The organism is Streptomyces luteosporeus (genome assembly GCF_039532865.1).
Taxonomy (GTDB): Bacteria; Actinomycetota; Actinomycetes; order Streptomycetales; family Streptomycetaceae; genus Streptomyces; species Streptomyces luteosporeus.
The window spans coordinates 112,698-135,779 of record NZ_BAAASL010000014.1 but is presented as its reverse complement, the minus strand read 5'-3'; the positions used below and the strand labels follow the sequence as shown (position 1 = coordinate 135,779).

General features: G+C 71.1%; 23 protein-coding genes. 13 read left to right on the top strand and 10 right to left on the bottom strand.

Features of this window, described 5'->3' with window-relative positions:
• Nucleotides 1–8: 8 nt before the first annotated feature.
• The gene (locus tag ABD361_RS19705) at nt 9–1,682 is read right to left on the bottom strand and encodes a fumarate hydratase (RefSeq protein WP_344436693.1); all 1,674 of its coding nucleotides are present in this window, start codon (nt 1,680–1,682) and stop codon (nt 9–11) included.
• Between the two features lie 197 nt (nt 1,683–1,879).
• Between ABD361_RS19705 and ABD361_RS19700 the strand changes: the two genes are divergently transcribed.
• Both ABD361_RS19700 and ABD361_RS19695 read left to right on the top strand, forming a co-directional pair.
• Entirely contained in the window at nt 1,880–2,590 is a 711-nt protein-coding gene (locus ABD361_RS19700; protein ID WP_344436734.1) for a DUF1707 SHOCT-like domain-containing protein, read from the top strand.
• 172 nt (nt 2,591–2,762) lie between these two features.
• Nucleotides 2,763–3,119: a WhiB family transcriptional regulator gene (locus ABD361_RS19695; protein WP_344436695.1), complete on the top strand. Its 357-nt coding sequence runs from the start codon at nt 2,763–2,765 to the stop codon at nt 3,117–3,119.
• Between the two features lie 99 nt (nt 3,120–3,218).
• On the opposite strand, the gene glpX is transcribed toward ABD361_RS19695, so the two are convergent.
• Nucleotides 3,219–4,250, bottom strand: coding sequence for a class II fructose-bisphosphatase (gene glpX, locus ABD361_RS19690; protein ID WP_344436696.1), 1,032 nt, complete (start codon nt 4,248–4,250; stop codon nt 3,219–3,221).
• Between the two features lie 189 nt (nt 4,251–4,439).
• Between glpX and ABD361_RS19685 the strand changes: the two genes are divergently transcribed.
• Nucleotides 4,440–4,979 (top strand): DUF4245 domain-containing protein, encoded by a 540-nt coding sequence (locus ABD361_RS19685; RefSeq protein WP_344436697.1) that lies wholly within the window; start codon nt 4,440–4,442, stop codon nt 4,977–4,979.
• Between the two features lie 45 nt (nt 4,980–5,024).
• Here the strand turns inward: ABD361_RS19685 and ABD361_RS19680 are convergent, their stop codons facing one another.
• The 4 genes from ABD361_RS19680 to ABD361_RS19665 form a co-directional block, all read right to left on the bottom strand.
• Entirely contained in the window at nt 5,025–5,615 is a 591-nt protein-coding gene (locus tag ABD361_RS19680; RefSeq protein ID WP_344436698.1) for a malonic semialdehyde reductase, read from the bottom strand.
• A 208-nt stretch (nt 5,616–5,823) separates the two neighbouring features.
• Nucleotides 5,824–6,090, bottom strand: coding sequence for an exodeoxyribonuclease VII small subunit (locus ABD361_RS19675; RefSeq protein ID WP_344436699.1), 267 nt, complete (start codon nt 6,088–6,090; stop codon nt 5,824–5,826).
• Nucleotides 6,091–6,100: 10 nt separating this feature from the next.
• Nucleotides 6,101–7,360, bottom strand: coding sequence for an exodeoxyribonuclease VII large subunit (gene xseA / locus ABD361_RS19670; protein ID WP_344436700.1), 1,260 nt, complete (start codon nt 7,358–7,360; stop codon nt 6,101–6,103).
• Between the two features lie 195 nt (nt 7,361–7,555).
• Nucleotides 7,556–8,914 (bottom strand): APC family permease, encoded by a 1,359-nt coding sequence (locus ABD361_RS19665; RefSeq protein ID WP_344436701.1) that lies wholly within the window; start codon nt 8,912–8,914, stop codon nt 7,556–7,558.
• A 76-nt stretch (nt 8,915–8,990) separates the two neighbouring features.
• Here ABD361_RS19665 and ABD361_RS19660 point away from each other — a divergent pair, with 76 nt between their 5' ends.
• Together ABD361_RS19660 and ppgK are read left to right on the top strand one after the other, a co-directional pair.
• Nucleotides 8,991–9,995 (top strand): 4-hydroxy-3-methylbut-2-enyl diphosphate reductase, encoded by a 1,005-nt coding sequence (locus tag ABD361_RS19660; RefSeq protein ID WP_344436702.1) that lies wholly within the window; start codon nt 8,991–8,993, stop codon nt 9,993–9,995.
• Between the two features lie 30 nt (nt 9,996–10,025).
• Nucleotides 10,026–10,790 (top strand): polyphosphate--glucose phosphotransferase, encoded by a 765-nt coding sequence (gene ppgK / locus ABD361_RS19655; protein WP_344436703.1) that lies wholly within the window; start codon nt 10,026–10,028, stop codon nt 10,788–10,790.
• Here ppgK and ABD361_RS19650 read toward each other — a convergent pair.
• Nucleotides 10,687–11,238, bottom strand: coding sequence for a DUF6542 domain-containing protein (locus tag ABD361_RS19650; RefSeq protein WP_344436704.1), 552 nt, complete (start codon nt 11,236–11,238; stop codon nt 10,687–10,689). The two genes, ppgK and ABD361_RS19650, sit on opposite strands and share 104 nt — an antisense overlap.
• 241 nt (nt 11,239–11,479) lie before the next feature.
• Here ABD361_RS19650 and ychF point away from each other — a divergent pair, with 241 nt between their 5' ends.
• Nucleotides 11,480–12,568: a redox-regulated ATPase YchF gene (gene ychF / locus ABD361_RS19645; RefSeq protein WP_344436705.1), complete on the top strand. Its 1,089-nt coding sequence runs from the start codon at nt 11,480–11,482 to the stop codon at nt 12,566–12,568.
• A gap of 106 nt (nt 12,569–12,674) precedes the next feature.
• Here the strand turns inward: ychF and ABD361_RS19640 are convergent, their stop codons facing one another.
• Both ABD361_RS19640 and ABD361_RS19635 read right to left on the bottom strand, forming a co-directional pair.
• Nucleotides 12,675–12,938 (bottom strand): type II toxin-antitoxin system RelE family toxin, encoded by a 264-nt coding sequence (locus ABD361_RS19640; protein WP_344436706.1) that lies wholly within the window; start codon nt 12,936–12,938, stop codon nt 12,675–12,677.
• Entirely contained in the window at nt 12,931–13,200 is a 270-nt protein-coding gene (locus tag ABD361_RS19635; protein ID WP_100828042.1) for a type II toxin-antitoxin system Phd/YefM family antitoxin, read from the bottom strand. Before ABD361_RS19635 ends, ABD361_RS19640 begins: the two co-directional genes overlap by 8 nt.
• 214 nt (nt 13,201–13,414) lie before the next feature.
• Here ABD361_RS19635 and ABD361_RS19630 point away from each other — a divergent pair, with 214 nt between their 5' ends.
• Complete coding sequence (locus ABD361_RS19630; RefSeq protein ID WP_344436707.1) at nt 13,415–15,082, top strand: DUF262 domain-containing protein; 1,668 nt, start codon at nt 13,415–13,417, stop codon at nt 15,080–15,082.
• Nucleotides 15,083–15,224: 142 nt separating this feature from the next.
• Here ABD361_RS19630 and ABD361_RS19625 read toward each other — a convergent pair whose 3' ends face one another.
• Nucleotides 15,225–15,977, bottom strand: coding sequence for a carbonic anhydrase (locus ABD361_RS19625; protein WP_344436708.1), 753 nt, complete (start codon nt 15,975–15,977; stop codon nt 15,225–15,227).
• Between the two features lie 329 nt (nt 15,978–16,306).
• On the opposite strand from ABD361_RS19625, the gene ABD361_RS19620 reads away from it, so the two are divergent.
• The 6 genes from ABD361_RS19620 (at nt 16,307) to ABD361_RS19595 (ending at nt 23,073) form a co-directional block, all read left to right on the top strand.
• On the top strand, nt 16,307–17,059 hold the full coding sequence (locus tag ABD361_RS19620) for a GntR family transcriptional regulator (protein ID WP_344436735.1): 753 nt from the start codon (nt 16,307–16,309) through the stop codon (nt 17,057–17,059).
• Between the two features lie 262 nt (nt 17,060–17,321).
• Nucleotides 17,322–18,965 carry an APC family permease gene (locus tag ABD361_RS19615; RefSeq protein ID WP_344436709.1) on the top strand — a complete coding sequence of 548 codons (1,644 nt, stop codon included), beginning with the start codon at nt 17,322–17,324 and terminating at the stop codon, nt 18,963–18,965.
• A 159-nt stretch (nt 18,966–19,124) separates the two neighbouring features.
• Nucleotides 19,125–19,304 carry an SPOR domain-containing protein gene (locus ABD361_RS19610; RefSeq protein ID WP_344436710.1) on the top strand — a complete coding sequence of 60 codons (180 nt, stop codon included), beginning with the start codon at nt 19,125–19,127 and terminating at the stop codon, nt 19,302–19,304.
• A gap of 59 nt (nt 19,305–19,363) precedes the next feature.
• On the top strand, nt 19,364–19,765 hold the full coding sequence (locus tag ABD361_RS19605) for a (deoxy)nucleoside triphosphate pyrophosphohydrolase (protein ID WP_425583264.1): 402 nt from the start codon (nt 19,364–19,366) through the stop codon (nt 19,763–19,765).
• A gap of 168 nt (nt 19,766–19,933) precedes the next feature.
• Nucleotides 19,934–20,353, top strand: coding sequence for an ATP-binding protein (locus ABD361_RS19600; protein ID WP_344436711.1), 420 nt, complete (start codon nt 19,934–19,936; stop codon nt 20,351–20,353).
• A gap of 188 nt (nt 20,354–20,541) precedes the next feature.
• Complete coding sequence (locus ABD361_RS19595) at nt 20,542–23,073, top strand: SpoIIE family protein phosphatase (protein ID WP_344436737.1); 2,532 nt, start codon at nt 20,542–20,544, stop codon at nt 23,071–23,073.
• The last annotated feature ends 9 nt before the right edge of the window (nt 23,074–23,082 follow it).

Sequence of the window (23,082 nt, the reverse complement as noted above, 5' to 3'; positions counted from 1 at the left end):
TTCCGCTGCTACTTCCGCACCGGAATCGTCATGAACGTCGGTGCCGGCGCCGGGTCCGTGAAGAAGTCGTTGCCCTTGTCGTCCACGACGATGAACGCCGGGAAGTCCTCGACCTCGATCTTCCAGACCGCCTCCATGCCGAGCTCCTCGTACTCGACGACCTCGACCTTCTTGATGCAGTCCTGCGCCAGGCGCGCCGCCGGGCCGCCGATCGAGCCGAGGTAGAAGCCGCCGTGGGCGGCGCACGCGTCGGTGACCTGCTTGCTGCGGTTGCCCTTGGCGAGCATGACCTTCGAGCCGCCCGCGGCCTGGAACTGCTCGACGTAGGAGTCCATGCGGCCGGCCGTCGTGGGGCCGAAGGAGCCCGAGGCGTAGCCCTCGGGGGTCTTGGCCGGGCCCGCGTAGTAGACCGGGTGGTCGCGCAGGTACTGCGGCATCTCCTCGCCCGCGTCCAGCCGCTCCTTGATCTTCGCGTGGGCGATGTCGCGCGCGACGACGAGCGGGCCGGTCAGCGACAGGCGGGTCTTGACGGGGTACTTGGTGAGCTCGGCGAGGATCTCGTCCATCGGCCGGTTGAGGTCGATGCGGACGACGTCCCCCTCCTCGGCCAGCTGCTCGTCGGTGGTGTCGGGCAGGAAGCGCGCCGGGTCCCTCTCCAGCTGCTCCAGGAAGACGCCCTCGGCGGTGATCTTCGCGACGGCCTGGCGGTCGGCGGAGCAGGAGACGGCGATGGCCACCGGGCAGGACGCGCCGTGACGCGGCAGGCGCACGACGCGGACGTCGTGGCAGAAGTACTTGCCGCCGAACTGAGCGCCGATGCCGATCTTCTGCGTGAGCTCGAAGACCTTCTCCTCCAGCTCCTTGTCGCGGAAGCCGTGGCCGAGCGGGGAGCCCTCCTCCGGCAGCTCGTCGAGGTAGTGCGCGGAGGCGTACTTCGCGGTCTTCAGCGCGTACTCGGCGCTGGTGCCGCCGACGACGATCGCCAGGTGGTACGGCGGGCAGGCGGCCGTGCCGAGCGAGCGGATCTTCTCCTCCAGGAACTTCATCATGCTCGCCTCGTTGAGCACGGCCTTCGTCTCCTGGTAGAGGAAGGACTTGTTGGCCGAGCCGCCGCCCTTGGCCATGAAGAGGAACTTGTAGGCGCCGCCGTCGGTGGCGTACAGCTCGATCTGCGCCGGCAGGTTGGAGCCGGTGTTCTTCTCGTCCCACATGGTCAGCGGGGCCATCTGCGAATAGCGCAGGTTGAGCTCGGTGTAGGCGTCGAAGATGCCGCGGGAGAGGGCCTTCTCGTCCTCGCCCTCGGTCAGCACGTTCTGGCCGCGCTTGCCCATGACGATCGCGGTGCCGGTGTCCTGGCACATGGGCAGGACGCCGGCGGCGGCGATGTTGGCGTTCTTGAGCAGGTCCAGCGCGACGAACTTGTCGTTGGCGGACGCCTCGGGGTCGTCGATGATCTTCCGCAGCTGCGCGAGGTGCGCGGGCCGCAGGAAGTGCTGGATGTCGTGGATGGCCTCGGCGGCGAGCTTGCGCAGCGCCTCCGGCTCGACCTTGAGGAAGGTGCGGCCGTCCGCCTCGAAGGTGGACACGCCCTCGGCGGTCACCAGGCGGTACGGCGTGGTGTCCTCGCCCAGGGGCAGCAGGTCGGTGTACGCAAACTCGGGGTTCGCTGACTTCGCGGGCATCGCGGCGGCCATTCCTCACTCGGCAGACGGCTGTGCGCTGGCGTCTTCGGCAGCGCTGAAACAGCCTAAAACCCCCGGCGGTGCCGACGCAGGTGAGGTAGGACTCACTTGGGTCGGCCCGCTCCGCGCTGCGCCGCTATCGCGATCTATCGCGTGTCGCTAATCTGAACGACGTGGACGACTCATCCCGTGAGCGCATTTCGCTCACCAAGCAGCCCGCGCAGCAGGAACCGGTCGCACAGCCGCAGCCGACCGGACAGTCGCAGCCGCCCGCAGAGCACGCACAGCCCGCGCTGCGCGCCTCCGACGCCGACCGCGACCGGGTCGCCGGCATCCTGCGCGAGGCGCTCGCCGAGGGCCGGCTGACGGCCGAGGAGCACTCCGAGCGCATCGGCGCGGTCTACAGCGCGAAGACGCACGCGGAACTGGAGCCGCTGGTGCACGACCTGCCCGGCGGCCCGGAGGCCGCCCGGGCCCCCGCAGCCGCGGGGCCCGCTGCCACGCGCCCGTACGACGCCTCCGTACGCCCCGTCGCGGCGCCGGCCGAGAATCTCGTCGCCGTCTTCGGCGGTGCCACCCGCAAGGGCCGTTGGCGGGTGGGTGCGCGCACGAATGCAATCGCGGTGTTCGGCGGTGTGGAGGTGGACCTCACGGAGGCGCTGTTCGAGCACCGGCAGGTCGTCATCAACGCCTGGTGCGCCTTCGGCGGCGTGGAAATCAAGGTGCCCGAGAATGTGACCCTGCGCGGCTCCGGAACCGGCATCTTCGGCGGCTTCGAGGTGCGGGCCAACGAGTCCCCCGACCCGGATGCGCCGGTGGTGATCGTCACGGGTTTCGCCCTCTTCGGCGGCGTGGAGGCGCGGACCCGGCGGGGCAGGCGGATCAAGCGGCTGAGCCGGGAGGGGTGAGGGGGCAGGCGAGGATATTCCGCTCATGGCAACGGTGTGAATAAGCTCGCGCACAGCGGGTAAAGCTTGGTGCATCGCCTCTCGGACGGCTGCGGGTGCGAATGGCCGTGCGCGTCGAGGCGGGCAAAGGTGACTCAAATCGGCCAAGCAAAGCCGTCGTCAGGAGTAGACCGTGCTGCTACCGCATCAGCCCCTGCAGGAAGCCGCCGTTCCGTCCCAGCGGATTTCCGCTCGGGAACAGGCCGGCCCCTGGCATTCGGAGGCGGTGTGCCGCCGGGACGAGGCAGGGCTGTTCTTCGCACCATCAAAGGAACCCACCGCTGCCCGGCTTTCCCGCGAGGAGGCCGCCAAGCGCGTCTGTGCCCGGTGCCCGGTCATGGTCGAGTGCCGGGAGCACGCGCTGTTGCAGCCCGAGCCGTACGGGGTGTGGGGCGGGCTCACCGCGGCCGAGCGCCGGGTCGTGCTCGCCAGGCGCCGCCGCCGGGACGCCGACCTCCAGCGCGCCGCACGGGTGGCCGCCGCGGGCTGACGCCGCGCTCCTTGGCCGCCTGTCGTCTCCACCACGGGCCGGGCCCCGCCGTTCGACGGCGGGGCCCGGCCCGTTCGGTGCGCAGGAAGCGCCGGTGCGTCAGCTGGGGCGCTCGAAGTCGATCGTGCTGTAGGCGCGCAGCTTCGACAGCCGGTGCTCGGAGTCGATCAGGCGGATCGTGCCCGACTTCGAGCGCATGACCAGCGACTGGGTGGTCGCCGTCTCGGAGCGGTAGCGCACGCCGCGCAGCAGCTCGCCGTCGGTGATGCCGGTGGCGACGAAGAACACGTTCTCCCCGCTGACCAGGTCGTCCGTGTGCAGGACGCGGTCGAGGTCGTGGCCGGCGTCCAGCGCCCGCTGCCGCTCCTCGGCGTCCTTCGGCCACAGCTTGGCCTGGATCGTGCCGCCCAGGCACTTCATCGCGCAGGCCGCGATGATGCCCTCCGGCGTACCGCCGACGCCGAGCAGCAGGTCGACGCCGGTGCCCTCGCGGGCCGCCATGATCGCACCGGCCACGTCGCCGTCGGAGATGAACTTGATGCGGGCGCCGGCCTCGCGGATCTCCTTGACCAGGCCCTCGTGCCGGGGGCGGTCCAGGACGACGACCGTGACGTCCTCGACGGAGGAACGCTTCGCCTTGGCGATGCGGCGGATGTTCACCGCGACGGGCGCGTCGATGTCGACGAAGTCGGCCGCCTCCGGGCCCGTCACCAGCTTGTCCATGTAGAAGACCGCGGACGGGTCGAACATCGTGCCCCGCTCGGCGACGGCCAGCACGGAGACCGCGTTGGCCATGCCCTTGGCGGTCAGCGTGGTGCCGTCGACCGGGTCCACGGCCACGTCGCACTCGGCGCCGGTGCCGTCGCCGACCCGCTCGCCGTTGTAGAGCATCGGGGCGTTGTCCTTCTCGCCCTCGCCGATGACCACGACGCCGTTCATGGAGACGGTGTGGATCAGCGCGCGCATGGCCCGGACGGCCGCGCCGTCGGCGCCGTTCTTGTCACCGCGGCCCACCCAGCGGCCCGAGGCCATGGCACCGGCCTCGGTGACACGGACGAGCTCCAGCGCGAGGTTGCGGTCGGGTGCCTCCGGACTGACCTCGAGCTGGGACGGCAGGTGGTGATCGGACATCGGGGCGCACCTTTCTGTACGGCGGCTCTGTACGGCGGCGGCCGTGGGGCTCCTCCCGGGCCACGGGTGGGCCGGGAGGGTGAGGGTGCCATGACTTTATCGGTTGATTGCCTAAGTGAGCAGGGCGCCCCACGTTTGAGCAGTCAGGTCGGCGTCAAGATCCCTCACGGCATGGGGGACGATGGGGGCGTGGCAGGTAGGAACGGCAAGACCCAGACCATCCGGAACATGCTGCTGTCGCTGGCGGTGGTGATCCCGGTGGCCGTGCTCAGTTACGTCTTCATCCCGCACGACGAAAGCGGCGACCCGGTGCGCACCATCGGCTACCGCGTCGAGCTCGACACCGCGCGCCGCGCCGCGCCCTACCCGGTGGCCGCCCCCGAGGGCCTGGGCGAGGGCTGGCGGGCGACGTCCGTGTCGTACAAGGCGGGCGGCAAGCAGGGCTCCGCGTGGCACCTGGGCTTCCTGGACCCGCAGCGCAAGTACGTGGCGGTCGAGCAGAGCGACGGCCCGGCGCCGGCCTTCGTCGACGAGGTGACGCAGCGCGCCGAGCGGACCGGCCGCACCGAGAAGATCGGCGACGCCGTCTGGCAGCGCTACGAGGGGCCGAAGTACAACGCGCTGGTGCGCGAGGAGCCGGGCGTGACCACCGTGGTGACCGGCAGCGCCACGCAGGAGCGGCTCATGGAAATGGCCGCCGCGCTGCGCACCGGGAAGGCCAAGGGCTGACCCAGGGCGCGCGCACGGCGGCCGGCAAGAGCTGCGACAGGCGCGTCAGACGGTGGTGACGGCCTGCTCGTAGGACAGGCGCGGGGAGCGCGGGTAGAAGGCGTCCGCACCCGGCTTGCCGATGTTGACGATCATCAGCGGGGTGTGGTCGTCGTCCAGGAACTCCTTCTGCACGGCCGCGAAGTCGAAGCCGGTCATCGGGCCGGCGGCCAGGCCGGCGGCGCGGATGCCGAGGATGAAGTACGCGGCCTGCAGGGCGCCGTTCATGGCGGCGGACTGCTCGCGGACCGGGCGCTCGCTGAAGAACAGCTCCTTGGCCTGCGGGAAGTGCGGCAGCAGGGCGGGCAGCTCCTCGTGGAACTCGTTGTCCGCGGCGAGGATGGCCACCAGCGGCGCGGCCGCGGTCTTGGCCTGGTTGCCCTCGGCCATCAGCGGCACCAGGCGCTCACGCGCCTCGGCGGAGCGGACCAGCACGACGCGCAGCGGCGACTGGTTGAAGGCGGTGGGGGCGAGCTTGATCAGGTCGTAGACGGCCTGCATCTGCTCGTCGGTCACCGGCTCGTCGGTGAAGGTGTTGGCGGTGTGGGCCTCGCGGAACAGCAGGTCCTGGGCGGCGGCGTCGAGGGCGAGGGTCATGGCGGGTGCAACCTTCCAAAAGCGGTACGGGGTGCGGCTTGGCCGACTCCCTCAACGTACGCCGAGATAGATGAAATTTCAACTAACTCGGAAGCTGGTGAGATCTGCGCCACACCGCCATGTCCTGAATTGCCGTCCGACTTGCCCGGCCTGCCCGGCCTGCCCGGCCTGCCCGGCCCGCCGGACCCGCTCGACCTGCCCGGAAATGTCAGTCGGACTCCGCCGGCTCCCCCGCCGCCTCGGCGGCCTCCTCCTCCGCCAGCGCCGCGTCCAGCCGTGCCCGCGCCCCCTCCAGCCAGCGCCGGCACACCTTCGCCAGCGCCTCGCCCCGCTCCCACAGGGCCAGCGACTCCTCCAGCGTCGTGCCGCCCGCCTCCAGCCGGCGCACCACCTCGATCAGCTCGTCGCGCGCCTGCTCGTAGCCCAGCGCATCGAGATCGTCCACGGCCCCACCGGCACCAGTCGTCGTCGCCATGCCCACCAGCCTATGCGGGGGGTGCGACAGCGCCCGGCCCCGCCGCCGAAGGCGCGTCGGCCCCCGCCACGGCCTCCACCGCGAACTCGCCCTCGGCCACCCGCGCCCGCAGCCGCTCCTGCGGCGCCACCTCCTCCGGCGAGCGCACCACGTGCCCGTCCGCACGCTGCAGCACCGCGTACCCCCGGCGCAGCGTCGCCGCCGGGGAGAGCGCCACCACCCGGGCCCGGGTGTGCGCGAGCTCCGACTCCGCCCGGTCCAGCAGGTGGCCCAGCGTGCGACGGGCCCGCGCCGTCAGCGCGTCCACCTGTTCCGCACGCTCCTCCACCATCCGCTGCGGCCGCTCCATGCACGGCCGCGCCCGCGCCGCCGCCAGCCCCCGCTCCTCCCGGTCCAGGTGCGCGGTCACACAGCGCAGGGCCCTCTCGCGCAGCTGACGCACCCGCGCCAGCTCCTCGCCCACGTCCGGCACCACGCGCTTCGCCGCGTCGGTGGGCGTCGAGGCGCGCAGGTCGGCCACCAGGTCCAGCAGCGGCGTGTCCGGCTCGTGGCCGATGGCCGACACCACCGGCGTACGGCAGGCGGCCACCGCCCGTACGAGCTCCTCGTCCGAGAACGGCAGCAGGTCCTCCACGCTGCCGCCACCACGCGCCACGACGATCACGTCCACGTCGGCGTGCGCGTCCAGCTCCCGCACGGCCTCGACCACCGCGGGCACGGCGTGCACCCCCTGCACCGGCACGTTGCGCACCTCGAAGCGCACCGCCGGCCAGCGGTGCCGCGCGTTCTCCAGCACGTCCCGCTCGGCAGCGGACGCCCGGCCGCACACCAGGCCGATCAGTTGGGGCAGGAAGGGCAGCGGGCGCTTGCGCTCCGGCGCGAACAGACCCTCCGCGGCCAGCGACTTCTTCAACTGCTCCAACCGCGCCAGCAGCTCGCCCACCCCCACCGGACGGATCTCCGCCGCCCGCAGCGACAGCTGCCCCCGCGGGGCGTACCACTCTGGCTTGGCGTGCACAACCACCCGGGCGCCCTCGGAGACGACGTCCGCGACCCGGTCGAAGACGGCCCGGTAACAGGTCACGGTGAGCGAAATGTCGTGCGACGGGTCGCGCAGCGTCAGGAACACGACGCCGGCGCCCGGACGCCGGGAGAGCTGGGTGATCTGTCCCTCGACCCAGATGGCGCCCAGCCGGTCGATCCACCCGCCGATGAGGCGACTGACCTGACCGACGGGCAGCGGGGTGTCGGGGGAGGTGTGCACAGCCATGGGGCGAGCGTAGTGGGGAGGGCTGACAGCCCGTTGGTGGGCAATCGTTCCGCAGGGCGGAACGGGTGGGCACCAACCCGCCCACCGGGCCGCACCACCCCGGGCTCCCCGGTACGGGGTACGCCTGCGGCGGGCTGAGCCCCGGCCCCGCCCTCTCCCCGTCTCCCGGGGGCTCCGCCCCCGGACCCCCGGTCCTCAAACGCCGGACGGGCTGGATGGGGGCGCCGAGCGCCTCTGCAGGGCCAGCACCACGAAGCCCACCGCCAGCCAGGCCACGCCGACAAGCAGCGCCGTCGGCGCCGCATTCGCCAGTACCGCCAGCACCACCGCCAACCCGCACACCGGCACCACCGCACCCCGTCCCCGGAACCACGCCAGGACGGACACGTGCAGCAGCGCGAACGCGCACAGCGCTCCCACGTTGACCACGGACACCAGCCGGTCGAGCCCGTCCGGGCGCCATGCCGCCCACACCGCCGCGATCAGCGTGATCGTGGCCGCGCCCAGCAGCGCCCGCCGCGGTACGCCCGAGGCGCCGTCCACCTTCGCCAGTGCCCGCGGGAGTCGCCGGTCGCGCGCCATCGCGTACAGCAGGCGTCCGGCCGCCGCCTGCCCGGCCAGTGCCGCGAACGCCGCGCCGACCGCCTTGCTCGCCGCCACCAGGTGGTGCAGCCAGGTGCCGGTGGCCGCGTCGACCGTGTCGTAGAAGGCCGCCCCCTGCCGTGCCGGGTGCGCCGCCAGTTCGGCGGGCGAGGCGGGGGCCAGCAGGGCGGCCAGGTAGGTCTGGGCGACGAAGAGCACGCCCGCGACCGCCAGGCACGTGAGCACTGCCCGGGCGACCTTGTGCGAGCCGCCCGCGGCCTCCTCCGCGAAGGTGGCGATGGCGTCGAAGCCCAGGTACGACAGCACCGCCACCGACACGGCCGCCAGTACCGCTCCGGTGTCGAAGGCGCCCTCTCCCGTGAGCGGCGCGAGCCAGTCGCGGCGCGCCCCGCCCTGCGCCAGGGCGACCGTGGCGGCCGTCACGAAGACGGCGAGGACGGCGATCTCCATGGCCAGGACCAGCAGCCCCACGCGGGCCGCCGTGCGCACGCCCCACAGGTTGAGGCCGGTGGTCACCGCGATGGCGATCGTCGTCCACACCCACTGCGGGACCGCCGGTACCAGGGCGTGCAGGGCGATGCCGGAGAAGAGGTAGGCGACGGCAGGAATGAGCAGGTAGTCGAGCATCGCCATCCAGCCGGCCACGAAGCCCGGCCCTTCGCCGAGCCCGAGCCGGGCGTACGCGTACACCGAACCGGCCTGCGGGGCGACCCGCACCATCCGGGCGTACGAGTGCGCCGTGAAGGCCATGGCCAGGGTCGCGACCAGGTAGACCAGCGCCACCGCGCCGTGCGACTTGGCCGACAGCGTGCCGAAGACGCCGACCGGCGCCATGGGTGCGATGAAGAGCAGCCCGTAGACGACGAGGTCGCGGAAGGACAGGGACCGGCGCAGCGACTCGTCCCCGTGCGGCGGCGGCACGGCGGCGCGCGGGGCGGAGCGAGGGGCCATGGGGCCAGTATTCGGTGCGGCCGGCGGGCGGCCGGGCGGGCCACGCCGGTGGGTGGGGGCCCGTACGATGGACCGCATGACTGCCACCTCCGCCCGCAAGGTCCTGCTCGCAGCCCCCCGTGGCTACTGCGCGGGTGTGGACCGTGCCGTCATCGCCGTCGAGAAGGCCCTTGAGCAGTACGGCGCGCCCGTCTACGTGCGGCACGAGATCGTGCACAACAAGTACGTCGTCAAGACGCTGGAGAAGAAGGGCGCGATCTTCGTCGACGAGACGTTCGAGGTGCCCGAGGGCAACATCGTCATCTTCTCGGCGCACGGCGTGGCCCCGACCGTCCACGAGGAGGCCGCGCGCGGCAAGCTGGCCACCATCGACGCCACGTGCCCGCTGGTGACCAAGGTGCACAAGGAGGCCGTCCGCTTCGCCAAGGAGGACTACGACATCCTCCTGATCGGCCACGAGGGCCACGAGGAGGTCATCGGCACCTCCGGCGAGGCCCCCGAGCACATCCAGCTCGTCGACGGCCCCAAGGACGTGGCGAACGTCGAGATCCGCGACCCGGAGAAGGTCGTGTGGCTCTCCCAGACCACGCTGTCGGTCGACGAGACCATGGAGACCGTCGACGCGCTCAAGGAGCGCTTCCCGCTGCTGCAGTCGCCGCCCAGCGACGACATCTGCTACGCCACGCAGAACCGCCAGCTGGCCGTGAAGCAGATGGGCGCCGAGGCCGACCTCGTCATCGTCGTCGGCTCGCGCAACTCCTCCAACTCCAAGCGCCTGGTCGAGGTCGCCCTCGGCGCCGGCGCCCGCGACGCCCACCTGGTGGACTTCGCCGAGGAGATCGAGGAGGCGTGGCTGGAGGGCGTGAACACCGTCGGCGTCACCTCCGGCGCCTCCGTTCCGGAGATTCTCGTCGACGGCGTCCTGGAGTGGCTGGCCCAGCGCGGCTACGAGGACGTCGAGACGATCAAGGCCGCCGAGGAGTCGATCACCTTCTCGCTCCCCAAGGAGCTCCGGCGCGACCTGCGGGCCGAGGCCGCGACCCTGGTCGCCCCCGCCGAGGGCACGTCGTCCGAGGGGTGACGGGCCCCGCCACGCCGTAGCGTGTTCGGTATGAACGCATTCGGCGTGGACATCGGCGGATCGGGCATCAAGGGGGCTCCCGTGGACCCGGTCCGCGGGGAGCTCGTGCAGGAGCGCTTCAAGGTGCTCACCCCGCACCCGGCCACCCCGCAGGCGGTGGCCGAGGGCGTGCGGGAGGTCGTCGGGCACTTCGGCCGGCCGGGCGGGCCGGTGGGGGTGACGTTCCCCGGCGTGGTGGTGGACGGCACGACCCGCACGGCCGCCAATGTCGACAAGAGCTGGGTCGGTACGGATGCCGCCGCGCTGCTCGGCGAGGCCCTCGGGGTGCCGGTGACGGTGCTCAACGACGCGGACGCGGCCGGCCTGGCCGAGATGACGCACGGCGCCGGCCAGGGCCGTACGGGCACGGTCGTCGTCCTGACCTTCGGCACCGGCATCGGCAGCGCCCTCTTCTCGGGCGGCCGGCTGGTGCCCAACACCGAACTGGGCCACCTGGAGCTGCAGGGCCACGACGCGGAGACCCGCGCCTCCACCCGGGCCAAGGAGGAGGAAGACCTCACCTGGAGCCGCTGGGCCAAGCGGGTGGGGCGCTACCTGGCCCACGTGGAGATGCTCTTCTCGCCCGAGCTGTTCGTGATCGGCGGCGGCGTCAGCCGCAAGGCGGAGAAGTTCCTGCCGCTGATCGAGGGCGTCAGCGCCGAGGTCGTCCCCGCCCGTCTGCAGAACAACGCGGGGATCGTGGGGGCCGCGATGGCTGCTGCCGCTGCTGCCGTCGTTCCCGTCGGCGCACCCTGATCAGGGCGATCCGGCGGCAGAGCGCGATCAGCCCGGCGAGCAGGGTGCCGCTGTAGAGCCAGGCCGCGCTCAGCGACAGCATGGTCACCAGGCTCATCACCCGTCCCACGAAGCCGCCCGAGGCGTCGCTGAGCGGGATCGCGCCCACCGCGTAGGCGATGGGCACGCTCACCGGGGCGGTCATCAGGTCCACCGGGCGCACCCACAGGGCGCAGGCCGCGGCGGCGAGCAGGAAGCACCCCCCGTACAGCCGGGGCGAGCCGCCCACCAGCGAGTCCAGGTAGCCGGCGGCCAGCATGGCCAGCGTCGTCAGCAGCCCGCTGCCCAGCCCGGTCAGCCGGGCGGCGGGCAGCCGCCGCAGGACCGGGCGCGGGCCGGGCCCGGGGTGCCGCTCGTGCTCGCGGGCGGCGCCATGGCGCTGCCCCACGGGGGCGGAGGGGCGGGGCACGGGGGATCCACGGCGGGGCCCCCGCTGGGGGGTGCGCGTGCTGGGTTGCTCCACGCGACCAAACTAGGCAGGCCCCCGAGCGGAATCCGGGGCGGGACACGCCGTTTGCACCACCTTGGGCGTGCGTTCGAGGGATCATCCGTCAGGGGCCGGTGTGCGCCACCGCCCCGTAGACTGGGGGACCGGCCGCGTCACGGGGCGCGCGCCCCTCGTCCCTACGGAACCCACGGGAAGTCGCCACGTGTCGCTCACGATCGGAATCGTCGGTCTGCCGAATGTCGGCAAGTCGACCCTGTTCAACGCCCTGACCAAGAACGACGTCCTGGCGGCCAACTACCCGTTCGCCACCATCGAGCCGAACGTCGGCGTCGTGGGCGTGCCCGACGCCCGCCTGACCAAGCTGGCCGAGATCTTCGGCTCCCAGCGCGTCCTGCCCGCCACCGTCGACTTCGTCGACATCGCCGGCATCGTGCGCGGCGCCAGCGAGGGCGAGGGCCTGGGCAACAAGTTCTTGGCGAACATCCGCGAGTCGGACGCCATCTGCCAGGTCATCCGCGCCTTCAAGGACGAGAACGTCGTCCACGTCGACGGCAAGGTCTCGCCCAAGGACGACATCGAGACCATCAACACCGAGCTGATCCTCGCGGACCTGCAGACCATCGAGAAGGTCCTGCCGCGCCTGCAGAAGGAAATGCGGATCAAGAAGGACGTCGCGCCCAAGGTCGCGGCGGTCGAGGCCGCCAAGGCCATCCTGGAGGAGGGCACCACCCTCTTCTCGGCCGGCATCGTCCAGGGCTCCGAGAAGGCCGAGCTCCTGCACGACCTCCACCTGCTGACCACCAAGCCCTTCCTCTACGTCTTCAACGTCGACGAGGACGAGCTGACCGACGAGGCCTTCAAGGACGAGCAGCGCGCCCTGGTCGCCCCCGCCGAGGCCATCTTCCTCAACGCCAAGCTGGAGGCCGACCTCGCCGAGCTGGACGAGGAGGAGGCCCTGGAGCTCCTGCAGTCGGTCGGCCAGGAGGAGCCCGGCCTGGCCACCCTGGCCCGCGTCGGCTTCGACACCCTCGGCCTGCAGACCTACCTGACGGCCGGCCCCAAGGAGTCCCGCGCCTGGACGATCAAGAAGGGCGCGACGGCCCCCGAGGCCGCCGGTGTGATCCACACCGACTTCCAGAAGGGCTTCATCAAGGCCGAGGTCATCTCCTTCGACGACCTCGTCGCCACCGGCTCCGTAGCCGAGGCCCGCGCCGCGGGCAAGGCCCGCATGGAGGGCAAGGACTACGTGATGGCGGACGGCGACGTGGTGGAGTTCCGCTTCAACGTCTGAGCGGACGAAACAACACGTCTCCGACGCGGCTGACACGCTGGTCAGTAGGGGTCGGGCTCCTGAGAGCCCGACCCCTTCGTCGATTCCGGCCTGGCATCAGGAGTGGTCAAGTGCCGTAGACGGTGGAGCGATGCCCGACGTGCACCACCCACACCACCAGCTCGCCGTTGTCGATCGTGTAGATCACGCGGTAGTCGCCCACCCGTAGGCGGCGGCGGTCGGGCTGGGAGGCGAGGGCCGTGGTGTTGAACCCCAGAGGGTCGGTCTCCAGCTCGGTCAGCTTGGCCAGAATGCGCAGAGCCATGTCCCGCGGGACCTTGCGCAGCTCGGCCTGCGCCTCGGGCCGGAAGACGGTGCGGTACTCACTCACTGCGCGCCAGCGTCTCCCTCATGATGTCCTCGATCGGGATGCCGGGTGCCGGGTTGGCCATGCGCTCGTCGATGATCCGGTTGATCTCGCGCTCTTCCCATTCCTGGTACTTGCGCAGCACCTCGATGGAGACGACGGCGGCGACCTGCTTGCCCCGGCGCGTGATCACTGTGGGCACGTCGTCCCGGTCGGCTCGCTCCACGACCTCGGCCAGATGTGCCCGGACATCGCGAATGGACTCTATGGGCAGTGGCTGTGTCATGCGCTCAAGCGTACCGAGTGTGCCAGGTGTACACAACGCCAGAGTTGGCTCGGTGCGCCAACACCGGAATTGATCGATTGTTCTAGCGAGGCACGTACAAGTAGAGCTGTTTTGCGTCAAGATCCTGAAGTTGGTCTCCTGGACGGCCGCATGGAGCGATCCTGATCGTGACGGACCAACTCCGGTGGGGTTGTACGGCTTGAGGGGGGCGGATATGTCCAGCCTGAAGGAGAGGCCCACGGCGGCCACGTTCGATGTCGAGGCGCTGGTGGCGGCGGCGTGGAACGGCGAGATTCGGGTGCCGCATTTCCAGCGGGGCTTTCGATGGGCTCGCGAGGATGTTCGACGTCTGTTCGATAGCATAGTGAAGGGCTACCCGGTGGGCAGCCTCCTCTTGTGGGAGCGTCCTGCAGCTGAGCAGCGCGTTAGTCTGGGGGCATTGCGCATCGACGCTCCCGCCACGGACGCAGCCCAGTGGGTGGTTGACGGCCAGCAGCGCATCACGGCGCTGGCTAACACGTTGCACCCATCGGGTCAGGATGATCAGCGATTCGCGCTCTCGTACAACCTACGAACCGGTGCGTTCATCTCGACCCCGCCCTCCTCGGACCCCGCGATCATTCCACTGCCGGTGGTGTTCGATCTCCAGCGGATCCTCAAATGGTTCGCGAGGTACCCCGAGATCGCCGATCATCTCGATGCCGCGACCAGCGTGACGAAGCGGCTCCGCCAGTTTCCGATCCCGGCCTATGTCGTCAAGCAGGGCAGCCCGGACGTCCTGCAGGACATTTTCGACCGCATGAACAATTACGGGAAAAGACTCAAGCGCGCCGAGGTTTTCTCTGCGCTTTATGCGGGAGACGAGAGCAAGCAGGACGAGACTCTCACGATCGAAAGGATCGCCCACGGGATCAACATCGAGCGACAGTTCGGTGCGATCGACGACGACACCATTCTGAGGGCGATCCTGGCTCGGCGTGGCCCTGACGTGACGCGAGATATCCACCATGAATTTGAGGATGGCCGAGAGGACCGTGACGCGGCTTACAAGGCGGGCGAGGAAGCCTTGCTGCGAGCCGTGACATTCGTCCAGGAGAAGGCGGGCGTCCCGCACTTCCACTTGCTGCCCTACCGCTTCCTCTTGGTCGTGCTGTCGCGCTTCTTCGCGCACCACCCCGATCCCGGCCCCGATGCCTTGGAGACCCTCAGGCGTTGGTTCTGGCGTGCCTCGGTGGTGGGACCCTACATCTTCCGCGGCAGCGCCACGGGGGCGATGAGGACTCAGAACTACCGGATTTCCCCGCACTCGATGAGCGAATCGCTGCAGGGTCTCATCGACGTTGTGGAGAGGTCCGAGCGTTCGGTTCCTAACGCGGCGCGCCTTCGTACGAACGAAGGGGCCGGCAAGATCATCCTGTGCTCGCTCTGGGCCCTGGGGCCACGCGACCTGTTGACGGCGGACAGTATCGAACAGCCCCGGCTGGCGCGTTCTGTCGGTGATTCCAACACCGCGGCCACGGCGATCGGCTACATCGTCAACCCCAGGAACGTGGGTAGCAGTCACAGATTCTCCGCAGGAAATCGGATCATACTCAGCTCGAAAAAAATCCCTGCGAATGAGGTGGACAGCCTCGTCGCCATGCAGCCAGTGCATCGCGGGGACGCTGAATGGGAGGCCATTCTCGCGTCACACGCGATAACCCCCGACATGGCCTCTCTGCTCGCGTCGGGGAGAACGGTAGAATTCTTGCAGCTGCGTGAGCAGGCCGTCCAGGAGTGCCTTCAGGGCTTCCTCACCGAGATGTGCGGATGGAAGTTCGAGACCGTTGAGCCGTTGCTCGATCGGCGGGAAGACGAGCGTGAACCCGGAGTGATGGATTGATGCTCCGGGCGTCCGTAGCGGCGGCAGGCGGGGCGTAGGAGCTATTCCGGGATCAGGAACTTCGTTTCCGCCGCACGGGCGAAGGGCCGGGCTCCGTCGAGCCCGGCCCTTTTGCATGCCGTCATGCCGTCTTTTCATGCCGTCAGGCCGGTGCGCCGCCCAGGACCTCGACCTTGCCCGTGTCGAGCGAGTAATAGGCGCCGACCACGGCGAGCGCCCCTTTCTTCACGAGCGGGGCCAGGTCCTTGTTGGAGCGCAGGTCGGACGCCGTCAGTTCGACCTGGGTGCGGGTCATGGTCTCGACCGGGTCGGAGCCGCCGCCCTTGCGGGTGGTCCGCTCGTACGCCGGCCGCAGGGCCTGGGCGATCGCCTCCAGGTTGCCCGGCAGCGGCTTGCCGTTGTGCAGGGAGTCGTACGCCGCCTTGACGGCGCCGCAGCGCTGGTGGCCGAGGACCACGACGAGGGGGGTGCCGCTGGTCATCGGCCCGTACTCCACGGAGCCGGTGACGATCGGGCCGACCGTCACGCCACCGGTGCGCATCACGTACAGGTCGCCCAGTCCGGTGTCGAAGAGGAGCTCGGGCGGCACGCGGGAGTCGATGCACGAAAGGACCGATCCGAAGGGTTCCTGTGCCTGGGCCACGGCGTGGCGCCGGTCCGGGTCCCGGTCGGGGTGCTGGAGGTGACCGTTCACCCAGCGCTTGTTGCCGTCCATGAGCCGGGTGAAGGCCGTGGCGGGCGTGGTCGGCCGTGCCGACGGGGAGCCGGTCGCCGAGGGGTCGGCGCTCGTCGGGGTGCAGCCCACCAGGGCGGCGCCCAGGGTCGCCAGTCCGCCGGCGAGCAGGGTCCTGCGATCGAACAGGGCCCTGCGGTCCGGGTGCCTCGTGGTGTGCATCGGTCGGCTCCTCTCGCTCATGACCAGGGCGATTGTTGAGCCGGGCGGGGTCAACCGGCGGAAGGCGCCACCGGTGGCCCGCAGAACTCGCCCGGGCGGCGGCCCCGCGGCATGCGGACCGGACGGTCCGTAGCGCTGCGTGCTCGCCGGTGGGGGAGGGGGCGCGGAGGTGCCGTGGGCGGGGGCCTGGCGCGCGTGCGGTGGCGGGGCGCGGGGGTGCGCGGGCTGAGCTGGGGTTCGCTGCGGAGGGTCGCGCCATGGCCAGAGGTTGCGGACCGCAACGTTCGGTTGCCAAGCTGTTGCGGACTGTCAACCCCTTGGGAGTGGACGTGGCCTTCGGTGACCAGCCCGCATACCTTCGAGTGGCCGGCGATCTCCGGCAGAAAATCATCGCGGGCGAGCTGCCGCCGCACACCCGGCTCCCGTCCCAGGCCCGCATCCGGGAGCAGTACGGCGTCTCGGACACCGTGGCCCTGGAGGCCCGGAAGGTGCTGATGGCGGAGGGGCTCGTCGAGGGCAGATCCGGTTCGGGGACGTACGTGCGCGAGCAGCCGGTGCCCCGGGCCGTGGTGCGCACGGGCTACCGCGGGGTGGGGGAGTCCACGCCGTTCCGCCAGGAGCAGGCCAACGAGCGGGTCAAGGGCACCTGGGAGTCCCGCAGCGAGCAGGTGCCGGCCGACGCGCGGATCGCGCGGCGGCTGCGGATCGGGCCGGGCGACCGGGTGATGCGCACCGACTACCTCTTCCGCTCCGGCGGCGAGCCCTGCATGCTCTCGACCTCCTTCGAGCCGCTCGCGCTGACCGGGCGCACGCCGGTGATGCTGCCGGAGGAGGGGCCGCTGGCCGGCCGGGGCGTGGTGGACCGGATGGCGGCCATCGACCTGATCGTGGACAACGTCACCGAGGAGGTCAGCGCGCGCCCCGGGCTGGCCGAGGAGACGCTCGCGCTCGGCGGGGTGCCCGGTCACGGCGTGCTGGTGGTCTCGCGGACGTACTACGCGGGCGGCTGCCCCGTGGAGACGGCGGACGTCGTGATGCTCGCCGAGCGGTACCGGGTCGCCTACCACCTGCCCGTGAAGTAGGCGTGAACCCGATGTGAACTTACTCGCGGGTCAGTGTCACGACCCGTGCCCCGCCCTGCCCGCCGGCCGGTACCGGCGGGTAGGAAGCGTAGGGATTGTCCCGGTTCGCCCCGGTCCGGAACCCCCGCTTCCGATGTTGCAAACCTCACAGACGCCCAGCTCAGGGCCTTTTGGCATTAACCAACTCGGCCAAATCGCCCGTACGATGGCGCGGTTTGTGTTCCTGCCGTGGGGGATGAGAAAGAAAAGGAGATCCGGGGCGTTGAGTACCGAACAGGGTTCCCACTCGAATTACCGCCGGACCCTCGGCACGACGGCCTTGACGGCCGTCGGCCTCGGGTCGATCATCGGCTCCGGCTGGCTCTTCGGCGCCGAGCGCGCCGCCGTGCTCGCCGGCCCGGCCGCGATCTTTGCCTGGGTCATCGGCGCCGTGGTGGCGCTGACCATCGCCCTGACCTACACCGAGCTCGGCTCGATGTTCCCCAAGGCGGGCGGCATGGTGCGGTACGGGCAGTTCTCGCACGGCTCCCTGGCGGGCTACATGGCCGCCTGGGCCAACTGGATCGCCATCGTCTCCGTGATCCCCGGTGAGGCGACCGCGTCGATCCAGTACATGAGCTCGTGGAAGTTCGACTGGGCGGGCAAGCTGTTCGACGGCAAGGAGCTCACCGGCACCGGCCTCGCCGCGGCGAGCGTGCTGGTCGTCTTCTACTTCTTCCTGAACTGGTTCGCCATCACCCTGTTCGCCAAGACGAACAACGCGATCACCGTGTTCAAGGTCGTGGTCCCGGCGCTGACCGCCGGCGCGCTGATCTTCGCGCACTTCGACACCAGCAACATCGGCTCCGCCCACGGCGGCTTCGCCCCCAACGGCTGGAGCGCCGTCTTCAGCGCCGTCGCCGTCGCGGGCATCGTCTGGGCCTTCAACGGCTTCCAGTCGCCGCTGAACATGGCCGCCGAGGCCCGCAACCCCGGCAAGTCGCTGCCGAAGGCCGTCGTCGGCTCCATCCTGATCGCGCTGGTCATCTACATCGCGCTGCAGGTCGCCTTCCTGATGGCCGTCCCGGCCGCGGACCTCTCCGGTGGCTGGAACACCCTGGCGTACAAGTCCCCGCTCGCGGACCTGTCCATCACCTGGGGCCTGAACTGGCTCGCCCTGCTGCTCTACGCGGACGCCTTCATCTCCCCGTCCGGCACCGGCATGATCTACGCGGCCACCACCTCGCGCATGATCCACGGTGTCCAGGAGAACGGCCACCTGCCCAAGGTCTTCGGCAAGGTCGACCCCAAGACCGGTGTGCCGCGCCCCGCGCTGCTGCTCAACCTGGCGATCTCCTTCGTCTTCCTCGCCGTCTTCCGCGGCTGGGGCTCCATCGCCGAGATCGTCGGTGTCGCCACCGTCATCTCCTACATCACCGGCCCCGTCGCCGTGATGTCGCTGCGCCGCATCGCGCCGGACATGAAGCGCCCGGTCAAGCTCAAGGCCATGCCGGTCATCGCCCCCATCGCGATGATCTTCGGTTCGCTGGTCATGTACTGGGCCCGCTGGCCGCTGACGGGCAAGGTCATCTTCATCATGGCCATCGGCCTGCCGATCTGGGCCTGGTACGAGCTGCGCAAGCCGTGGGCCGAGCTCAAGCCGCACCTGCAGGCCGGCGCCTGGATGGTGACCTACCTGCTGGTGATGGCGCTGGTCTCGTGGGCCGGCGGCACCGAGTTCGGCGGCAAGGGCTACCTGCCGCAGGGCGTCGACATCGCCGTGGTTGTCCTGATCGCTCTGGTCTTCTACGTGTGGGGCGTGCGCAGCGCGTGGCGGAACCCCACCCTTGAGCAGGTCGAGAAGGAAATGAAGGACCTCGCCGCGACCGACGTCGCCGAGGAGCAGGAGCTCGCCCCGGCGAAGTGATCCGCTCGCGTGGCCGAATGCGTACCTCTTCGTGAAAACCCGTATCCGCTGCGTAAAGTCCGGGCGTACGCTCGGGCATATGCGGACTGCGGTTTCTTCGGAAGTAGTCACCGAAGGGCGTGCGCCGGTGCACGCGGCGACAGCGGGAGGGCAGGAGCGATGACGGACACCGGACCGGTCCTGCCCTGGCTCGTGATCCGCCAGGACGAGAACGGCAACCGCTACCGCGTCGGCCGCTACGCCACCAGGACGGAGGCGGAGCGCGTGGCCGACCGGCTCGACGCCGAGGGCAACCGACGGCTGTACGTCGTCGAGCGGGTCGGCCGGGCCGTCACCTAGTGCTCCGGCGCCGCCCCGGCCCGGCACCCCCAGGGTGCCGGGCCTTACGCTTACCCCTCGTGACGAGCGAGCGTGTGGTGGTGGGCGGAGCGGTTCTCCACAAAGGACGGCTGCTGGCCGCGCGGCGCAGCGCCCCGCCCGAGCTCGCCGGCCGCTGGGAGCTGCCCGGCGGCAAGCTGGAGCCCGGCGAGAGCGCCCCGCAGGCGCTCGTACGGGAGCTGCGCGAGGAGCTCGGCGTCGAGGCCGAGCCGCTGGAGCGCATCGCGGGACAGTGGCCGCTGAAGCCCGGCTACGTCCTGCAGGTCTGGACGGCCCGGCTGGTGGCGGGCGACCCGCAGCCGCTGCAGGACCACGACGAGCTGCGCTGGCTGGCCCCCGGCGACATCGACGACGTCGACTGGCTGGAGCAGGACCGCCCCGCGGTCGCCGCGGCCGCCCGCCTCCTGACCGGCGCCTCCTGACCCGGCATCTCCTGACCGGCATCTCCTGACCACGTTCTGTACGCCGAATGCGGCACCTAGGGCGGACGGTTCCGGTCAGGGAAGATAGTCCGACCCCCATACCGGGTATGTGCTGATTATTAGCCCCAAAGACGGACATGCCGGAGGGGTCGTGCAGCGGTCTGGGAAGTGGTCGGCGTGAGCGACAGCACGGGGACCTTGGCGTCGACTCCCGGCTTCGCCGAGTGGAGCTTCCCCGCGGAGGCCGGCGCCGTGCGCACTGCGCGCACGCTCGTGCGCGACACCCTGCACGAGTGGGGCCTGGACGCCGTCGTGGACGTCACCGTGCTGCTCGTCAGCGAGCTCGTCACCAACTCCCTGCGCCACGCCACCGGCCCCATCGGCCTGAGGATGTACTCCCACGCCGGCCCCAGCCTGCTGGTCGAGGTCTCCGACCCGCTGCCCGACCCGCCCCGCGAACGCGCGGCCGACACCGACGACGAGGGCGGTCGTGGCCTGCAATTGGTGGCATCGGCCTCCCGCCGCTGGGGAACCCGCCCTGGTAACCAGGGGAAGACCGTGTGGTTCGAGCTGAGCCTGCCCGGTTAGTAACCCAGGGAGAACACATAGCGGGTTGAGACCGTGCTGTGATCGTGAAGTCCGTGTTCCGAAGGCCCCCTGTGCTGGATACTCGGCCTTCTGATGCCGGTGCGAGCACGAGAGCCGGAGGGGACGGGCACGTGAGCGAGAAGCCAGCGGGTACGGCGGGCAGGCCGGAGGGTGCGGGCGCCACCTCGATGTGGCAGAACAGCCCGCCCGGCTCCCTCTACGACCACATCCGCGTGGCCTCCTTCTCGCTCGGCGCCGACGGCCGCATCGCGCAGTGGAGCGACCGGGCCGCCGAGCTCTTCGGGATAACGGCACGGCACGCCGTCGGCAAGGACCCCCAGGAGGTCTTCGCCCCCGCCGGCGAGGGCCGGTACGGACGCCGGCCCGGCGCGCCCGCGCCCTTCCTCGCCGGCGACGGGCCCGACGGCCGGGCCTGGACGGGCCTCGTGCCCTACCAGCGCGACGGCGCCCGCGGCGGCCCCGAAGGACTCGCCGAGATCTACGTGATGCCCGGCGAGGACGCCTCCGGCGACCGCACCGCCCTCTGCGTCGCCTTCGACGTCAAGGCGTTGCGCGGAATAGAGACCGACATTGCCGCTTCGGAAGCCGTTTTCGGCCAATCTCCGCTCGGCTTCTTCTTCTTCGGTACCGACCTCACCCTGCTCCGCGTCAACGAGAGTTTCGCCCAGACTTTCGGCCGCCCCGCCGCCTGGCACCGCGGCCGCACCCCGCACGACTTCCTGCCCCGCGCCGAGGCCGACCGCCTCACCGCCGCCCTGCGCCAGGTCCTCGACACCGGCAAACCGGTGGCCGACATCCAACTCGTCGGACCCGTCCCCGGCCAGAGCGAACGGCGCCGCTGGTCGGTCTCCCTCTACCGGCTGCACGGCGGCAGCGGCCGGCCCATCGGCGTCGCCGCCATCGCCACCGACGTCACCGGCCGCCGCCGCGCCGAGCGCGAGGCCGCCGGCGTACGCCGCAACCTGGCCCTGCTCAACGAGGCCGGCGCCCGCATCGGCAACTCCCTCGACCTGGAGAAGACCGCCCGCGAACTGCTCGACGTGGCCGTCCCCCAGTTCTGCGACCTGGCCTCCGTCGACCTCTACCAGGGCCTGCTCGCCGGCGACGAGGCCCCGCCCGGGCTCGCCGACGGCAGCGCCGAACTGCGCCGCGTCGCCTATTCCAGCGCCGTCTCCGGCGCCCCCCTCGACGCCGCCGACAGCAAGCCCGTCCAGGTCGGCGAGGTCCACCGCTACCCCTTCCACTCGCCCTGCGCCCAGGCCCTGCGCACCGCCCACGTCCAGGTCGTCCCCGGCCGCGAGCCCGAGGAGGGCCCCGAGCTCGGCGCCGTCGTCCACTCCACCCTCGCCGTGCCCATGGTCGCCCGCGACACCGTGCTCGGCCTCGCCCAGTTCTCCCGCACCAAGGGCAGCGAACCCTTCGGCGAACGCGACACCGCCCTGGCCGTCGAACTCGCCGCCCGCGCCGCCGTCTGCATCGACAACGCCCGCCTCTACCGGCGCGAACACGAGCGCGCCCTCATCCTCCAGCGCAGCCTGCTGCCCCCCGGCGACCCGGAGGCCGCCGGCGTCGAGATCGCCTGCCGCTACCTGCCCGGCAACGCGGCCACCGAGGTCGGCGGCGACTGGTTCGACGTCATCGAACTGCCCGGGCACCGCACGGCACTCGTCGTCGGCGACGTCATGGGCCGCGGCCTGCGCGCCGCCGTCGCCATGGGCGAGCTGCGCACCGCCGTGCGCACCCTCGCCATGCTCGACCTGGAGCCGGCCGAGGTGCTCTCCGCCCTCGACGAGATCGCCCACGGCCTCGGCCGCCCCGGCGGCAAGCAGTCCGCCTCCCGCGGCGTGCGCGGCTCCGTCCGCCCCGCCGACCTCTCCGAGGTCTACCTCGCCACCTGCGTGTACGCCGTCTACGACCCCGTCACCCGGCGCTGCACCGTCGCCAACGCCGGCCACCTGCCGCCGGTGCTCGTCGAGGCCGGGGAGCCGGCCATGCTGCTCGACGTGCCACCGGGCATGCCGCTGGGCGTGGGCGGCGAGCCCTTCGAGGAGACGGAGGTCGAGCTGCCGGACGGCGCCCTGCTCGCCCTCTACACCGACGGCCTCGTCGAATCCCGCGACCACCCCCTCGACGAGGGCCTGCAGGCCTTCCGCGACGCCCTCCGGGACCCCGACCGGCCGCTGGAGGACGTCTGCGACCACGTGCTCGGCGCCCTGAACACCCACCACGGCGAGGACGACATCGCCCTGCTCATGGCCCGGCTGCGCGGCCTGCGCCCGGGCTGCGTCGGCGACTGGACCCTCCCGCCCGAGCCGCGCTCCGTGGCCCGCGCCCGCGAACTGGCGCGCGAGCAGCTGGAGAGCTGGGGCCTGGACGACCTCGTCGACACCTCCGAACTGCTCGTCAGCGAACTGGTGACCAACGCGCTGCGGTACGGCGAGGGGGAGATCCGGCTGCGGCTGCTGCTGGACCGCACGCTGGTGTGCGAGGTGTGGGACGGCGGCCACGTCCAGCCGCGGCGCCGGCGCGCCCGCGACACGGACGAGGGCGGGCGCGGCCTGCAGCTCGTCGGCCTGCTCAGCGCGGCGTGGGGCAGCAGGCGCACGCCGCTCGGCAAGACGGTCTGGTTCGAACTGAGCCTCCCGGACGAGGACTCCCCGGCGCCGGATGCCGTGGAGGCCCTGCTGAGCCTGTACTGATGCGCCCCT

Bases quoted from the DNA above. Each gene is read 5' to 3' on its own strand.
- ABD361_RS19705 (WP_344436693.1), bottom strand. From the start codon at position 1,682: ATGCCCGCGAAGTCAGCGAACCCCGAGTTTGCGTACACCGACCTGCTG.
- ABD361_RS19625 (WP_344436708.1), bottom strand. From the start codon at position 15,977: ATGCACACCACGAGGCACCCGGACCGCAGGGCCCTGTTCGATCGCAGG.
- ppgK (WP_344436703.1), top strand. From the start codon at position 10,026: ATGAACGCATTCGGCGTGGACATCGGCGGATCGGGCATCAAGGGGGCT.
- ABD361_RS19675 (WP_344436699.1), bottom strand. From the start codon at position 6,090: ATGGCGACGACGACTGGTGCCGGTGGGGCCGTGGACGATCTCGATGCG.
- ABD361_RS19665 (WP_344436701.1), bottom strand. From the start codon at position 8,914: ATGGCCCCTCGCTCCGCCCCGCGCGCCGCCGTGCCGCCGCCGCACGGG.
- ABD361_RS19680 (WP_344436698.1), bottom strand. From the start codon at position 5,615: ATGACCCTCGCCCTCGACGCCGCCGCCCAGGACCTGCTGTTCCGCGAG.
- glpX (WP_344436696.1), bottom strand. From the start codon at position 4,250: ATGTCCGATCACCACCTGCCGTCCCAGCTCGAGGTCAGTCCGGAGGCA.
- ABD361_RS19660 (WP_344436702.1), top strand. From the start codon at position 8,991: ATGACTGCCACCTCCGCCCGCAAGGTCCTGCTCGCAGCCCCCCGTGGC.
- ABD361_RS19630 (WP_344436707.1), top strand. From the start codon at position 13,415: ATGTCCAGCCTGAAGGAGAGGCCCACGGCGGCCACGTTCGATGTCGAG.
- ABD361_RS19595 (WP_344436737.1), top strand. From the start codon at position 20,542: ATGTGGCAGAACAGCCCGCCCGGCTCCCTCTACGACCACATCCGCGTG.
- xseA (WP_344436700.1), bottom strand. From the start codon at position 7,360: ATGGCTGTGCACACCTCCCCCGACACCCCGCTGCCCGTCGGTCAGGTC.
- ABD361_RS19610 (WP_344436710.1), top strand. From the start codon at position 19,125: ATGACGGACACCGGACCGGTCCTGCCCTGGCTCGTGATCCGCCAGGAC.
- ABD361_RS19635 (WP_100828042.1), bottom strand. From the start codon at position 13,200: ATGACACAGCCACTGCCCATAGAGTCCATTCGCGATGTCCGGGCACAT.